The organism is Actinomadura rubteroloni (assembly GCF_002911665.1).
Classification (GTDB): Bacteria; Actinomycetota; Actinomycetes; order Streptosporangiales; family Streptosporangiaceae; genus Spirillospora; species Spirillospora rubteroloni.
Window position 1 is genome coordinate 221,167 of record NZ_MTBP01000004.1, and the last position, 15,237, is coordinate 236,403.

A 15,237-nucleotide genomic window follows, 5' to 3' on the forward strand; every position below is an offset into this window, starting at 1 on the left:
GTAACGTTCCAGCGCGGCGCTCGTCAAAGCGGATGAGGCGCGGGTCCGTCCGGCCGCCGGTGCTCGAATTGCCGACCACGAGGATCGTTGGTATCAGCCTGGCCGTTTTACAGTGCGTCCTTCCAGCATTACACCCTTCCCCCGTTCCACTACTTTCGGCATGACGCATTATGTAACTTAAAATTGAAGTACGTTAACGCGCTGGAAACGCGTCTATGCCACCCATTGCTGGTCAATATAGTGGCCACAAGTTGATGGTGTTCGGTGATATATGTCACAGATGTAAAGATTGCTTGTCTGGTGCAAGACCCTTCCGGTCAAGGTTTGGTCATTGTTCTTCGATGCGAACGCCAGGGGGCGGCGGGGGCCGTTGCTGGCGGATGAAGGGCCGGGTAATTCGGTGGTCCTTCAGAAAGTGTGCTGCGGCTGGATGGCCCTTTCGGATCTTTCGTCCACATCCGGTTGATGTGGATGTTTTGCCTCCGTGTCGGCCCTGTCGGCCTGCGGTCGTTCGGGGTGTGTCGTGCATCGAGGACGAGTCGCGCGCCGATGCCGTCGGCGCGACGGCGCTTGCGGCCGAGCCGTGTGGCGGGTTTTTCGTTTGTGGGTGGGGTGTGGCGAATTACCGGAAAGTTCGGGTCGCCGGACACAAAGTCGTGCGGTCGACCGGCCTACCGTGAGGAACACGGCCGGTCGGCGGCGTTGGGCGGCGGCGGCCGGCGGGGCGCGACGAGCCCCGCGGAGAGGAGTGCAGATGATCGTCCTTCTGCTGGCGGGCGCGCTGGTGCCCCTCCTGCTCATCGGCTGGCTCGTGGACTTCGCCCGGGCCAGCCGCAACGACTCCCTGTTCCAGCCGGCGTCCTCGGCGCACGCGCGCCGTGCGCGGCGGCTCACCGGAATGTACGTGCGCGGCGGCGGCGCCGCGCGCGACGACGAGCGGCTCGTGCGCCGCTGACGCGGACGGGCCGTCCCGCACCGGAGCGGGACGGCCCGGACGGCGTGTCAGGGGGCCGGGACGGGTTCCTGGGGCGGCGTGCCCGCCACCGGGGCGAACTCGCGCGTCTCGCGGTTCAGGGCGCTGACCTCGGCGGACTCCAGGTCCAGGTAGAGGCCGACCAACTCGACGTCCCCGGCGTCCACCATCGTCCGCAGCCACGGGTAGGTGAGCAGGTTGTCGAGCTGCTGTTCCACGTTGATCTGACAGAGGCGGGCCAGCGGCGCGCGTTCGTCGGGGCCCTCGTCCAGGAAACGGGCGAGGCTGCGGTGCCCGTGGCGCAGCCAGTGCGTCAGCGAGCGCAGGTGCTCGACCTCGGTGCCGCCCGCGAGCAGGGCGGCCATCGCGCCGCAGTTGGAGTGGCCGCAGACGGTGATGGTGCGGATGCCGAGGACGTTCACCGCGTACTCGACGGTCGCGGCCACCGAGTCGTCCGGCGTCCGGGAGCCGGAGCGCGGCACCAGGTTCCCGACGTTGCGGTTGATGAACAGGTCGCCGGGACCGCTCGCGGTGATGATGTTGGGCACCACGCGCGAGTCCACGCAGGTGATGAAGAGGTGCTGGGGCTTCTGCGCGAACGCCAGCTCGGCCATGATCGGCCGGACGAGCGGCGCCATCGTGCCGTGGTAGTCGCGGACGCCGTCGAGCAGCACGTCGCTCGGCGAGACCCCGGGGGCGTCGAGGTCGGCCGGGGTCCGGCGCTTCCGGTTGGACCAGGGGGCCCACCAGCGCTGGGACGAAGGACGCGATGCAGACAAATCACCTGTCACATCTCTTTCATACCAAATGAAAAGGGTCACCGCGCGGTGCGGTGACCCTTCCCTCATGGTGCGCCGGTCCGGCGCGGACGCCCGTCAGCGCCGGTAGTCGCGGTGGTTCTCCCAGTCGTCCTGCGGGGAACGCGGCTCCTGGCCGGGATAGGACGACCCGTACCGGCCGCCGTTCTCGGGCGCCGGGGCGCCGGGCGCGGCCTGGTTGCCGCCCTGCTGGTCCTGGCCGCTCGAGGACGGCCCGAAGTACCCGCCGCCGTACGCCTGCGTGGCGTTCGGGTCGTAGGACGGCGCGGGGGTGCCGCCCGTGCCGAGGGGGTCGCCCGAGCCGCTGTAGCTGCTGCCGCTGAAGTCGCCGTAGCGGCTCGGCTCGGACGGCTGCTCGCCCGTCGTCCCGTAGGAGGACGACCCGCCGTACGTCGGGCCGGTGCTCAGCGGGTCGCCGTACGGGGAACTCGGGTAGCCGTCGCCGGGCGTCCCGAATCCGCCCGTCCCGCCGGTGGAGTACCCGCCGCTGGACGACCCGGACGCGTCCGGGTCGTAGGACGGCGCGGCCGGCGCCGGCGGCGACCACGAGGACCCGCCGTAGGACGGCCCGGTGCTCAGCGGGTCGGCGCCGAGCGGGTCGGGGAGCCCGCTCCCGTAGGAGGTGCTCTGCGTCTCGCCCGACGCCGACGGCGTGCTCGCGGACCGCTGCCGGTCGGACTGGATGCGCTGGAGCAGTTCGTCCACGGTCGGGAGCTTGCTGCCGCCGTCGGCGTCCGCGGCGGCCGGCTGCGGCGCGGCCGGGGTGACCGGCGGGGCGACGGGCGGCGTGACGGGCGGGGCGGGCGGCGGGGCGAGCGGCCCGGAGTCCCAGCTCGCGGCGGGCGCGGCGGGCTCCTCGGCGCGGCCGAGCGGCAGCCCGAGCGGGTCGGACGGCCGGTCGAACGACGACGCGGGGGACGGCGTCGCCGCGGGCGGCACCGACAGGCCCCCGCCGAGCGGGTCGCCGCCGTACGGCGAGGAGTCGTAGGACGGAGCGGGCTCCGGCGTGCCGTACGTCGGCTGGGAGTCCGGGTAGGACTCGCCGTAGCCCGGCTTGTCCGGGTAGCCCTGCTGCTCGGTGCGCCCGTAGGAGGGCTGCTCGTACGACGGCTGGTCGTACGAGGGCTGCTGCTGCTCGTACACCGGCTGGTCGTAGGACGGCGGCTCGTAGGACGGCTGCTCGACCGGGAGCGGGTCGCTGGCCGTCGCGGAGGGGTCGGCGCCGAACGCGGCGGGCGCGAACGACCCGGGCGTCTGCTGCGGGCCGGTGGAGCCGGGCACGCCATTGGGGAACATGTCCGCCGGGACCGGCTGGGTGAGGCCGGGCGGCTCGACCGGCTGCGGGCCGGTCTGGGGCCCGGGCTGCGGTCCCGCCTGCGCCGCCTGGACGTTCAGCGGGTCGGCCGCCGGGTCCGGCTCGGGCCGGTCGCCGCTCTCGTCGTGCTGCCAGGGGAACTTGGGCTTGTCGAAGGTGATCGTCGCCCAGTAGTCGTCGTCCTCCAGCTCGTCGCTGGACCCGCCCCGGGGCGGGGCGGCCGGCGCGGCGGAGGGCGGGGCGGCGAGCGGGCCGCCGCCCCCGGCGACGCGGCGGTCGAACTCGGGGGCCTCGGCGGGGGCGCCGGGCTGCGGGGCGGCGCCGTAGCCGTCGGCGTCGTGCCCGTAACCGTCGTCGGCCTGCTGCTCCGGGACGGGGGGAGCGGCGCGGCGGCCCCGGGGCTGCTGCGGCTCCTCGTCCATCCAGTCGTCGTCGTCCTGCCCGGCTCTGCTGGCGCGCAGCCCCAGGGCGACGAGGATCACCACGAGGACGACGACCACGATCAGGCCGAAGACCACGATGTAAGAAGTCATGCCACCACCCAATGCCTTGGCCCGGCGAGAGTCCCAGGCACGGACCACGGGGCCGTGCCCATTGTCGCAAGCAGCCGGTTTCCCGCGGACCTAGATTGATTCTGGCCGACCGCTATGACCGTTGTCACACCCTTCGTGCACATCTACCCTCACATGGCGGTGTGCCGTACGGCCAGTCCGGCCGGACGGCGCCTGTCTGTCGGCCGGGGTCCCGGATCGGGACTCCGGCGGCATCGCGGGCGGGACGGCCTCATGACTGAACGCGCCTACCTGCCGCCGAGGTTCCCGGTGATCCTGCCCCGGGCGATGACGTGCTCGGCTATCGCGGCGAGCGAGTCCTTGAGCGGTGCCCCGTTCGCGAACGGCGCGGGGGAGTTCAGGGCGTAGATGGTGAACCGGTAGCGGTGCCGTTCCCCCTTGGGCGGGCACGGCGGCTTGTAGCCCACCTTCTTGCCGGTGTTGAGCCCCTCCACCGTCTTGTCCAAATGGGTGCCCTCGACGAGTTCCTGCCTGTTGCCGTCGATGCCCGCGTACACCCAGTGCACGTAGGCCCCGTCGCTGGCGTCCGGGTCGTCCATGACGATGGCGAACGACCGCGTGCCCGTCGGCGCCCCGGACCACCGCAGCGGCGGGGTCCGGCCCAGGGCGTCGGAGCCAGAGTACGTGGCGCAGGCGAATCGCGTGGGCAAGTCGCCGCCATCATGGAACGCGGGGCTGGTCACGGTGAAACCGTCGGAAAGCTCGGCGCTGGCGTTCTCCGGCAGGCCGACCGTTCCGCAGCCGCTCAGCAGCGCGGTGAGCGCGAGCGCGCCCGCCGCGGCCAGGGCCGGGCGTCGGTCAATGCTCATGATGCTTCGTCCCGCGTCGCACGCCCGCGCGGGCGCCCCCTTCCTCGTCCGCCCCAACCATAGAGTGTGCGGCGGGGTGGGACGGGACTTCGCCTCGCGGCACCGCGAGCCCCGGCAGATTCGTGGTGTGACGTTAGTCATGCGTCGTTTGCTGCCAGATGGCCGTTTCCGGGAGAAGGAGTGGCGAAGTTCACGCCCTGGGCGCGGTCCAATTTGCCCGGACGGAAAGAAGATGCGTTCTTTCACGGATACCGGTTGGCGTTTGGCCCGTGCCATCGGCTAGCTTGTGAATGTCTTCACAAGCCGACCGTGAACATTGGAGGGCCGCAATGGCCAGGACCGCCGAGGGAACCTCTGGCGCTCCCCACATCCTCATCGTGGGTGGCGGCTATGTGGGCATGTACACCGCTCTGCGACTGCAGAAGAAGCTGCGCCGCGAGCTGAAGCGGGGCGACGTCAGCATCACCGTCGTGGACCCGAACTCGTACATGACGTACCAGCCGTTCCTTCCCGAGGCCGCCGCGGGGAACGTGTCCCCGCGCCACGTCGTCGCGCCGCTGCGCCGGGTGCTGCCCCGCTGCGTCGTCCGCAACGCCCGCGTGACCGAGCTGAACCACGCCGAGCGATGGGCGATCGTCCAGCCCCTCGCCGGGCCGCCGGAGCGCATCTCCTACGACTACCTCGTGATGGCGGCCGGCTCGGTCTCCCGCACCCTCCCGATCCCCGGCCTGGCCGAGAACGGCATCGGCTTCAAGACCATCGGCGAGGCGATCCACCTGCGCAACCACGTGCTGGCGCAGCTCGAGATCGCCGAGTCGACCGACGACGAGGAGATCCGCCGCAAGGCGCTGACCTTCGTGTTCGTCGGCGGCGGCTTCGCGGGCGTCGAGGCGCTCGCCGAGCTGGAGGACATGGCCCGCGGCGCGGTCCAGTACATGCGCAAGGTCACCCCGCAGGACCTGCGGTTCGTCCTCGTCGAGGCCGCCGACCGCATCCTGCCCGAGGTCGGCCCGGACATGGGCCGCTGGACGGCCGAGCAGCTCCGCGGCCGTGGCATCGACGTCAAGCTCAAGACGTTCCTCCAGTCGGCCGTCGGCGGCGTCATCGAGTGCTCGGACGGCAGCAGCTTCCCGGCGGGCACGCTCGTCTGGACGGCCGGGGTGAAGGCGGCGCCGGTCGTCCGCAACTCCGACCTTCCGCTCAACGAGCGCGGCCAGGTGAAGGCGACCGAGTACCTGACGGTCGAGGGCGTCGTCCGCGCGTTCACCGCCGGCGACAACGCGGCCGTGCCGGACCTGACCCAGGACGGCATGTTCTGCGCCCCGAACGCCCAGCACGCGGTGCGGCAGTCGAAGGTGCTCGCGGACAACCTCGTCCGGGCGCTGCGCGGCAAGTCGCTGAAGCCGTACGTCCACAACAGCGTGGGCTCGGTCGCGGGCCTCGGCCTGCACAAGGGCGTCGCGAACACCTACGGGATCAAGGTCAAGGGCTTCCCGGCCTGGGTCATGCACCGCACGTACCACGTGTCGCGGGTCCCGACCTTCAACCGCAAGGTCCGCGTCCTGGCCGACTGGACGCTCGCGCTGTTCTTCAAGCGCGAGACCGTCTCGCTCGGCAGCATCGAGCAGCCGCGCGCCGAGTTCGAGCTGGCCGCGACGGCGGACGCCAAGCCGAAGGAGAACGCGGCCTGACCCGCCCGTCCTCCCGGCCGGACGCCCCGGCGGTCCCCGTGACCGCCGGGGCGTCCGCACGTCTCGGCCCGGTGCCCTGGATGGGGCACAATCACCTGGTGCGGATCGCGATTCTCGGCCCGCTTGAGGTCACGGCGGACGGCCGCGCCGTCGCGGTGGGCGGGGCGCGCCTGCGGGCGCTGCTGGCGGTGCTCGCGCTGGACGCCGGCCGGCCCGTCGCGGTGGACGCGCTGGTCGACGCGCTGTGGGGCGAGGACCCGCCCGCCGCCGCGCCGAACGCCGTCCAGTCGCTCGTGTCGCGGCTGCGGGCGGCGATCGGGCGCGACCTGGTGCCGTCCGGGCCCGCCGGGTACCGGCTGGCGGTGCCGCCCGAGGCGGTGGACGCCCACGACTTCGAGACCCGCGTCGCCGCCGCCCGCCGCGCCGGGACCGCCGCCGAGCGCGCCGCCGGGCTGCGCGCGGCGCTGGACCTGTGGCGCGGGCCCGCGCTGGCCGACGCGCGGGGCCGTCCGGCCGCCGACGCGCGCGCCGCGCGGCTGGAGGCGCTGCGCCGGGCGGCGCTGGAGGAGCGGCTGGACGCCGACCTCGCGCTCGGCGGCCACGCCGGGCTGATCCCCGAGCTGGCGGCGCTGGCCGCCGCCGACCCGCTCCGCGAGCCGCTGCGGGCCCGGCTGATCCGCGCCCTGTACGCGGCGGGACGCCAGGCCGACGCGCTCGCCGAGTACGCGGCGCTGCGCCGGGAGCTGGCCGACGAGCTGGGCGTCGACCCGTCGCCGGAGCTGGCGGACTTGCACGTCGCGATGCTGCGGCGGGACCCGGTCCTGTTGGCGCCGCCGGCCGCGGCCCCGGCCGAGCCGCCGCCGGGCAACCTGCGCGCCCCGCTGACCAGCTTCGTCGGCCGCGACCGCGACCTGGAGCGCGTCGCCGGGCTGCTGGCCGCCGGACGGCTCGTCACGCTCACCGGGCCGGGCGGCGCGGGCAAGACGCGGCTGGCGCTGGAGGCGGGCGCGCGGGCGGCCGGGTTCCCCGACGGCGTCTGGAACGTCGAGCTGGCGCCGGTGGAGGACCCGGGCGAAGTCGTCCCGGCCGTGCTCGCGGCGCTGCGGCTGCCCGGCGCGGGCCTCGGGCCCGGCGTGCGCGGCGGGCTGCCCGCGCGGGAGGCACGGGACCCGCTGGACCGGCTCGTCCGGGCGCTGCGCGGACGGCGGCTGCTGCTCGTCCTGGACAACTGCGAGCACCTGCTGGACGCGGCGGCGCGGCTCGCCGACCGGGTGCTGGCGGGCTGCCCGGACGTCCGGATCCTCACCACCAGCCGGGAGCCGCTCGGCATCACCGGCGAGGCGCTGTGGCCGGTCGGTCCGCTGGCGGCGCCGCCGGGGCCGGTGGACGCGGCGGCGGCGCTCGGGTACCCGGCCGTCCGGCTGCTGGCCGAGCGGGCGGCAGCGGCGGCGCCGGGGTTCGCGGTCACCGACGAGAACGCCGCGGGCGTCCTGCGGATCTGCCGGGCGCTGGACGGCGTGCCGCTGGCGATCGAGCTGGCCGCCGCGCGGCTGCGCGCGCTGACCCCGGCGCAGGTCGCCGACCGGCTCGACGACCGGTTCCGGCTGCTGCGCGCGGGCAGCCGGACGGCGCTGCCCCGGCACCGGACGCTGCGCGCCGTCGTGGACTGGAGCTTCGACCTGCTCACCGCGCCCGAGCGGGCGCTGTGGCGGCGGCTGGCGGTGTTCCACGGCGGCGCGACGCTGGACGCCGCCGAGACCGTCGGGGCGGGAGCCGGGCTGGACGGCGCGGACGTGCTGGACGTGCTGATCGCGCTGGTCGGCAAGTCGCTCGTCACCGTGGACGCGTCCGGCGGCACGCCCCGCTACGGGATGCTGGAGACGATCCGCGCCTACGGGCTGGACCGGCTGGCCGAGTCCGGCGAGGAGGCGGCGGTGCGGCGGGCGCACGCGGCCTACTTCCTGGACCTCGCCGAGACGGCCGCGCCGCACCTGCACCGCGCGGACCAGCTCGTCTGGCTGGCCCGGCTCACGGCCGAGCACGACGACCTGAACGCGGCGCTGCGCGGGACGGTCGCGGCCGGGGACGCCCGGAGCGCCGTCCGGTTCTGCGCGGCGCTCGGCTGGTACTGGTACCTGCGCGGCCGGGCCGCCGAGACCCGCGAGCACATGGCGCAGGCGCTGGCGCTGCCGGACGTCCCGCGCGACGCGACGACCGCGCTCGCGCTCGCGGTCTCGGCGATGCCGCTGATGGACGGCGAGCACTCGGCCGACGCCCTGGCCTGGCTGCGCGAGGCCCACGCGATCGTGGCCGCGTCCGGGGAGACGCCGGCCCACCCGGTGCTGCGGCTGGTGACCGTGATGTACGAGCTGTTCGGCAGCGGGTGGAGCGAGGCGATGATCCCCGACGGCGAGGACATCCCGGCGCTGCGCGCCCTCCGCGCCGACCCCGACCCGTGGGTGCGCGGGGTGGCGGCGTTCGCGTGCGGGCAGGTCGCGGGGAACTTCGGCCGGACGGCCCGGCTCGCCGAGCACTACGCGTGCGCCGAGGAGGCGTTCCGGACGGCGGGCGACCGCTGGGGCCTGGCGTTCACCCTCGACGCGCGCGCCGAACTGCTCGCCCGCGACGGCGCGCACCGGGCGGCGGCGCGGCTGCTGACCGAGGCGCTGCGGCTCCAGGAGGGCCTCGGGGAGGGCGAGGCGGTGAACCCGTTCTCCCGGACCAAGCTCGCGAACTCCCTGTTCCTGGCGGGCGAGCGGGACCGCGCGACGGCCGTCCTCATCGACGGGCGGCGCCGGGCCGAGCGCGCGGGCGCCCCGGAGGCCACCGCGCTCATGACCTACTGGCTCGGCGTGCTCGCGCTGCGGCTCGGCCGCCGGGACGAGGCCCGCGCCCGGTTCGCCGCCGCCGAGGCCGCCGCCGCCCGGCTCACCGGGCCGCCGCAGTTCCACGCGACCGTGCTGACGTCCGGCGCGCTGCTGGACCTGGCCGACGGGGACGGCGCCGCCGCCCGCGACCGGTGCGACCGGGCCCTGCGCGCGGCCGTCGCGGCGACGGACTACCCCGTCCTCGCCTACGCCCTCGGCGGGGCCGCCGCGCTGGCCCTGCACGACGGCGACGCCGTCCGGGCCGCCGAACTGCTCGGCACGGCCGAGGCGCTGCGCGGCGGGCCCGATCTGGCGCTGGCCGACGTCACGGCCGTGGAGAGCGCCGTCCGCGCCGCCCTCGGCGGGCCCGCGTTCACCGCCGCCCGCGACCGGGGCCGCGCCGTGACGTTCGCCGAGGTCGCCGCCGCGTCCGGCCCGGCGCGGGCGGGCGCGGCCGGCTGACGGCTCACACGTTGCGGCGGAAGATCCGCAGCGACAGCGGGATGAACACGGCCGCGATCGCCACGCCCCACAGCAGCGCGGTCAGGGCCGGGCCGCCGACCGGCTGGTCGCCCGCCGGGTTCCCGACCGGGTGCCCGACGAGCAGGCCCCGCAGCGCGTCGCCGAGCTTGGACACCGGGTTGTTCTCCATGATCGTCCGGATCCAGCCGGGGTAGCGGTCGGAGACGGGGATGAACGCGTTCGACAGGAACGTGATCGGGAAGATGACCGTGAACCCGAAGATCTGGACCTTCTCCGGCGCGTCCACGGCGAGCCCGATGAACACCGACGCCCACGAGAACAGCAGCGCGAACGCCAGGAGCAGCAGGAACGCCGGGACGAGGTTCAGCCACGACGTCTCGATCCGGAACCCGATGAGCAGGCCCACGCCGAGCAGGATGGCCATCGACCAGACCTGCTTCACCGTGTCGGCGAGGATCCGTCCGGCGAGCGGCGCGCTCCGCGCGATCGGCAGGCTGCGGAACCGGTCGAACACGCCCTTGCCGACGTCGGCGTTCAGGCCGGTGCCCGTCGTCATGGACGCGAACAGCGCGTTCTGCACGATGATCCCCGGGATGAGGATCGGCATGTACGCCGACACGCTCCCGGCCATCGCGGGGCCGAACACGTAGGCGAACAGCAGCACGAACATGATCGGCTGGATGCTCAGGTCGACCAGTTCCATCGGGTTGTGCTTGATCTGCACCAGGTTGCGCCAGGTCAGCGTCAACGTCTGGCGGAACGCCTCGACGGGCGTCACGCGCGTGGCGAGCCCCGGCCGGGCGGCGGTCGCGGTCGTCATGCCGAGACCTCCTCTCGCGCGGCGGGGTCCCCGGCCGCGTCGTCGGTGTGGTGGCCGGTCAGGGCGAAGAACACCTCGTCCAGGCTGGACCGGCGCAGGGACAGCTCGGCCACGGCGATGCCCGCGTCGTCGAGGCGGCGGACGACGGCGGGCATGACGCCCGTGTCCGCGACGGGCACCGAGACCAGCGCGTCGCGGATCTCCGGCTCGGCCTCCGCCAGCTCGCCGACGATCTTGGCGGCGGCCTCCCGGTCGGCCGCGTCCACCGGCGAGACCTCCAGGACCTGCCCGCCGACCTGGGACTTCAGCGCGTCCGGCGTGCCGCTGGCGATCACGCGCCCCCGGTCGATGACGACGATGTCGTCGGCGAGCTGGTCGGCCTCCTCCAGGTACTGCGTGGTGAGCAGGACGGTCACGCCGTCGCCGGTCAGCCCTCGGACGATCTCCCACAGGTCGCCCCGGCTGCGCGGGTCGAGACCGGTGGTGGGCTCGTCCAGGAAGAGGATCTGCGGCCGTCCGACGAGGCTGGCGGCCAGGTCGAGGCGGCGCCGCATGCCGCCGGAGAACGTCTTGGCGGCGCGCTCGGCGGCGTCGGACAGCCGGAACCGCTCCAGCAGCTCGGCCGCGCGGGCCTTGGCGTCCTTGCGGGACATCCCGAGCAGCCGCCCGATGAGCAGCAGGTTCTCCGCGCCGGTCAGCATCTCGTCCACCCCGGCGTACTGGCCGGTGAGCCCGATGAGCCGCCGCACCTGGTGGGCGTGCGTGGTGACGTCGAAGCCGCCGACCTCGGCGTGGCCCGCCGTCGGGGCGGTCAGCGTCGCGAGGATGCGCGTCGTGGTCGTCTTGCCGGCGCCGTTCGGGCCGAGGACCCCGAGGACGGTGCCGGCCTCGGCGCTCAGCGAGACGTCGGCGAGCGCGACGGTCTCGCCGAAGCGTTTCTCCAGGCCGTCGGCCCGGATCGCGTGGGACATGTCCCCTCCTTCTGTGATGCGTGGCGGTTCGCCGCCCGATGCCCCAAGTGTGCTCCACGCCACTGACAGTTCCCGCACACGGCGCTGACAGGGCGCGCACACGCGGCCCGGCGGGCGCGCCCCCGTAGACTCGTCCCGTGACGGCGGTTCGGGGCGCCCCTCGGGACGACGGCGGGGACGTCCCCCCGGCGCCGCGCCTGCGCCCGCCCGCCCACCACGTCTCCCGCCGCGCCATCGCGCACTGGACGATCGAGTACGTCCTGGTCTTCGGCCTGGCGTTCGGGCTCGCGCTCGGCGTCGCCGCCTGGGCCGGGTCGGCGGACTGGACGGGCACCCCCGGCCTCCTCGCCCGGCACGCGGCCCTGCTCCCGGTCGTGATCGGCGTCGCCGGGACGCTCACCGCCGCGATCGCGCCCGTCTGGCGGTACCGCGTCCACCGCTGGGAGGTCAGCGCCGACGTCGTCTACACCCGCACCGGCTGGTTCGACCGGGAGTGGCTGCTCGTCCCGGTCGGGCGGATCCAGACCGCGACGGCCGGGCAGGGCTGGCTGGAGCGGCTGCTCGGGCTGGCCACCGTCGAGATCAACACCGCGTCGCACACCGGGTCGTCGGAGCTGACGGGGCTGCCGGTGGACGTCGCGGTCCGGCTCGCCGCCGACCTCGCCCACCGCGCCCACGACCTGCGCGACGACGCGACGTGACCGGTCCGGCGACGCGCCCGCCGGGGGAGCGCGGGGCCGTCGCCCCGGCCGGGCGCCAGCGCCTGCACCCGCTGACGTTCGTCGTCGGCGCGACCCGCGAGCTGATGGCGCTGCTGGCCGCCGGGGCGACCGGGCTGCTCGTCGGCGGCGTGTCCACGGCGTTCTACTTCACGCTGATCGGGATGGCGTTCGGGCTGGCCTTCCACGTCACGGTGTGGGCGACGTTCACCTACACCGTCCGCGACGACCGGATCGAGTTGCGCCGGTCGCTGATCCGCCGGACGGTCAAGAGCATCCCCCGCGACCGGATCCGGGGCGTGGACGTCACCACGTCGTTCGGTCACCGGCTGCTCGGTCTCGCGGTCGTGCGCGTGGACGCGGGCGCGGACGGCGGCGAGGGCGAGCTGAACGCCGTGTCGCGGCGCGAGGCGGCCCGGCTGCGGCGCGTCCTGCTGGCCCGGACCGCCGTGGACGCGCCGCCGCGCGTCCGCGTCCTCGCCCGGATGCGGCGCCGCTGGTACCTGTACGCCCCGCTCAGCGGCGCCTACCTGCTGACGCCGTTCGCGCTGGCGGGGAGCCTGCTCGGCTTCCTCTACGACGTCGGGGACGATCTCGGGCTCGTCACCCGCGACCGGATCGCCCGGCTCGGACACGACGTCGCCGGGCTGCCCGGCGCGGCGGTGGTCGCGGCGGCGGCCGTCCTGCTGGTCGCCATGCCGGTCATGTCGGTCATCGTGTTCACGCTGTTCAACGGGGACTTCACCGTCCGGGAGCGGGACGGGTCGCTGGTCGCCGAGCGCGGGTTCGTCACGCGCCGCAGCGTGGCGCTGGAGCTGCGCCGCGTCCGGGGCGTCGAGCTGGTCGACAACCCGTTCGAGCGGGCCGCGCGCGTCGTGCGGCTCGGCGCGCTCGTCACCGGCCTCGGCGACGCCGCGCACCGGGGGCGGCTGCTGCCCGCCGCGCCGCGCGGCTACGCGGCGGAGGTCGCCGAACGGGTGCTCGGGCCCGTCCCCGGGCCGCTCACCGCGCATCCGCGCGCCGCGCGGGGCCGCCGCGTCGTGCGGGCCGCCGCGCCGCCGCTCGGCGTCGGGGTCGTCGCGGCCTCCGTCGGGCAGGGCGGCGTCGCGGTCCTGTGCGCCGTCCTCACGGTGCTCGCGGTGCCGCTCGGGCTGGACCGGTACCGGCAGCTCGGCCACGCCGCCGACGCGACCCGGTTCACGCTGCGGTCGGGGTCGCTGCTGCGCCGCCAGGTCGTCGTGGACCGGACGGCCGTCGTCGGCTGGCGCGTGCGGCAGTCGCTGTTCCAGCGGCGCGCCGGGCTCGCCACGCTGGACGCCGCCGTCGGCGCGGGCGACGGCGGCTACGCGGGGCTGGACATGGCGGCGCGGGACGCCGTCGCGTTCGCCGCCGCGCTCACCCCGGACTGGGTGCTGCCGTTCCTGGAGCCGCCGGACGCTACTCCGGGCGGCGCGCCCCGAACATGATCTCGTCCCAGGACGGGACGGACGCGCGCTTGCCCTTCGGCTTGCGGCGCCCCCGCGCCGCGCGCTGCGCCGGGGTGTCGGACGCCGCCGTCGCGGCGACCGGCTTGTCGGACGCCGCCGGCATCGACGGACGGGTCGTCGGCTTCTTCTTCTGCGCAGGCCGGGGATGCTGCGGACGCTGCGGCGCGGCGACCCGGGGCGGCTCCTCCTGCGGAGCGGGGGCGGGCTCGGGCACCGGCTCGGGCTCGGGCTCGGCCTCCGCGACCGGCTCGGGTTCGGGCTCCGGTTCCGCCTCGGCGACGGGCTCCGGCTCGGGCTCCGGCTCGGGTTCGGCGGGCGCCTCGGCGGCCGGGGCCTCCTCCGGGACCTCCGGCACGTCCTCGCGCGACTCCTCGGCACGCTCCTCGGCGGGTGCGGGGGCCTCGGGCTCGGCCGCGACGGGCGCGGACGGCTCGTCCGCCGCCTCGGGCTCGGGCTCGGGCTCGGCTTCAAGCTCGGCTTCGGCCTCGATCTCGGCTTCGGGCTCGTCCGCGAAGGCGGGCTCGGGCTCGTCGGCGACCTCGTCGGCGACCTCGGGCTCGTCGGTGATCTCGTCGTCGAAATCCGGCTCGGGCTCGAACGCCGGGCGCGCGTCGACCATCCGGCCGCGCTCCACGATGTACTCGCGCTCGGCGTCGTCCTCGGCGGACGGCGCGGCGGGCGCCCGCACCGGCTCGGGCGCGGGCTCGGGACGCGGCTCGGGCACGCGCGGACGCTCCTGAGCCGGCGGCCGGACCGGTTCGGGCAGTCCCCGCGCGGGCGGCGCGGCGTCACGCCCGTCCGGCACCACCGTCATCGTGGGACGGCGCAGCGGCGTGACCCGGTCGGCGGCGGGCTCGTCGTCCCAGTCCACGGCGGTCAGCCGCGCGGCGATCTCGTCCAGCGGGGACACGTGCCGGCGGCGCGGGTCGAAGACCCACTCGGCGGCGTGCGGCCGGCCGCCCTCGAAGAACGACAGCCGGATGCGCCAGGTGCGGTCCTCGCACTTCCAGGAGTCCCACTCGGCCTCCTCCAGGTCCACGCCGCCGCGCGCGAGCCGTTCCTCGACGGTCTCGCCGAGCGCGGGGCCGGGCGCGGAGTCGCCGGGACGGCGGACCGCCACGCGCCGCGCCTGCTGGGCCATGTACTCGCGCTCCTGCAGGACCGGGCCCTCGAACCAGCGGACGCGCTCGACGGGGATCCCGGCGGACTCGGCGATCTCCTCGGCGGTCTCGCCGGAGCGCATGCGGGCCTGGATCTCCTTCGGGCGCAACGGGCTCTCCACCTCGATCTCGAACTGGCCGAGCCGGGAGAAGTGCCCGCGGACCGCCGCCCGCAGACGGTCGTCGACGGGCAGGGTGAACCGGGTGCCTCGGCCCGCGGTGGCCAGGACGAGGTACGTACCGTCCTCGCTGACCGCGACGAGGCGCAGCTCCTGCATGCGTGTCCTTCCTGCCCTGTCCCTGACGGCACGGAGGGCGCCGCGGGCACCCGCCGCCGCGAGCCCGGACCGGGCCGTGCTCGCACCGGCCGGACGTCCGGCCCCTGCCGAGGGCGCATGCGTGCCCTCCCCCGGATTCCCGAGTCTGTCTTCCGGACACACCTGCTGCCAGCACCGTACCCGGCATGTCCGAACATCGCCGCTCCGCAGCGCTCGTCACGAGCCGAAAGACGGCTGCGGCCCAGCTTGCCGGGGGCCGGGCGTCCGTCCGGGG

At 75.0% G+C, this 15,237-nt stretch carries 11 protein-coding genes; 5 read left to right on the forward strand and 6 right to left on the reverse strand.

The annotated features are described in order from the left end of the window. The first annotated feature begins 754 nt into the window (after positions 1-754). Positions 755-955: a hypothetical protein gene (locus BTM25_RS25285; RefSeq protein WP_103565524.1), complete on the forward strand. Its 201-nt coding sequence runs from the start codon at positions 755-757 to the stop codon at positions 953-955. A 47-nt stretch (positions 956-1,002) separates the two neighbouring features. On the opposite strand, the gene BTM25_RS25290 is transcribed toward BTM25_RS25285, so the two are convergent. The 3 genes from BTM25_RS25290 to BTM25_RS25300 form a co-directional block, all read right to left on the reverse strand. Beyond that, on the reverse strand, positions 1,003-1,764 hold the full coding sequence (locus BTM25_RS25290) for a carbonic anhydrase (protein WP_235828649.1): 762 nt from the start codon (positions 1,762-1,764) through the stop codon (positions 1,003-1,005). 84 nt (positions 1,765-1,848) lie between these two features. Then, positions 1,849-3,639 carry a chromosomal replication initiator protein DnaA gene (locus BTM25_RS25295; protein ID WP_146059148.1) on the reverse strand — a complete coding sequence of 597 codons (1,791 nt, stop codon included), beginning with the start codon at positions 3,637-3,639 and terminating at the stop codon, positions 1,849-1,851. Positions 3,640-3,905: 266 nt separating this feature from the next. Next, complete coding sequence (locus BTM25_RS25300) at positions 3,906-4,487, reverse strand: YbhB/YbcL family Raf kinase inhibitor-like protein (protein ID WP_103565526.1); 582 nt, start codon at positions 4,485-4,487, stop codon at positions 3,906-3,908. 329 nt (positions 4,488-4,816) lie between these two features. Between BTM25_RS25300 and BTM25_RS25305 the strand changes: the two genes are divergently transcribed. Then, positions 4,817-6,178 carry an NAD(P)/FAD-dependent oxidoreductase gene (locus BTM25_RS25305; RefSeq protein ID WP_103565527.1) on the forward strand — a complete coding sequence of 454 codons (1,362 nt, stop codon included), beginning with the start codon at positions 4,817-4,819 and terminating at the stop codon, positions 6,176-6,178. A gap of 98 nt (positions 6,179-6,276) precedes the next feature. Beyond that, on the forward strand, positions 6,277-9,507 hold the full coding sequence (locus tag BTM25_RS25310) for a BTAD domain-containing putative transcriptional regulator (RefSeq protein WP_103565881.1): 3,231 nt from the start codon (positions 6,277-6,279) through the stop codon (positions 9,505-9,507). A gap of 4 nt (positions 9,508-9,511) precedes the next feature. Here the strand turns inward: BTM25_RS25310 and BTM25_RS25315 are convergent, their stop codons facing one another. Continuing rightward, positions 9,512-10,348 carry an ABC transporter permease gene (locus BTM25_RS25315; protein WP_103565528.1) on the reverse strand — a complete coding sequence of 279 codons (837 nt, stop codon included), beginning with the start codon at positions 10,346-10,348 and terminating at the stop codon, positions 9,512-9,514. Next, the gene (locus BTM25_RS25320) at positions 10,345-11,319 is read right to left on the reverse strand and encodes an ATP-binding cassette domain-containing protein (protein WP_103565529.1); all 975 of its coding nucleotides are present in this window, start codon (positions 11,317-11,319) and stop codon (positions 10,345-10,347) included. Before BTM25_RS25320 ends, BTM25_RS25315 begins: the two co-directional genes overlap by 4 nt. 137 nt (positions 11,320-11,456) lie before the next feature. Between BTM25_RS25320 and BTM25_RS25325 the strand changes: the two genes are divergently transcribed. Then, positions 11,457-12,020: a PH domain-containing protein gene (locus tag BTM25_RS25325; protein WP_103565530.1), complete on the forward strand. Its 564-nt coding sequence runs from the start codon at positions 11,457-11,459 to the stop codon at positions 12,018-12,020. Next, a complete protein-coding gene (locus BTM25_RS25330; protein ID WP_103565531.1) occupies positions 12,017-13,504 on the forward strand; it encodes a PH domain-containing protein in 1,488 nt (495 codons plus the stop codon). The genes BTM25_RS25325 and BTM25_RS25330 overlap by 4 nt, the downstream gene beginning before the upstream one ends. On the opposite strand, the gene sepH is transcribed toward BTM25_RS25330, so the two are convergent. After that, complete coding sequence (gene sepH / locus BTM25_RS25335; protein ID WP_103565532.1) at positions 13,476-14,963, reverse strand: septation protein SepH; 1,488 nt, start codon at positions 14,961-14,963, stop codon at positions 13,476-13,478. The genes BTM25_RS25330 and sepH overlap by 29 nt on opposite strands. Positions 14,964-15,237 lie beyond the last annotated feature (274 nt).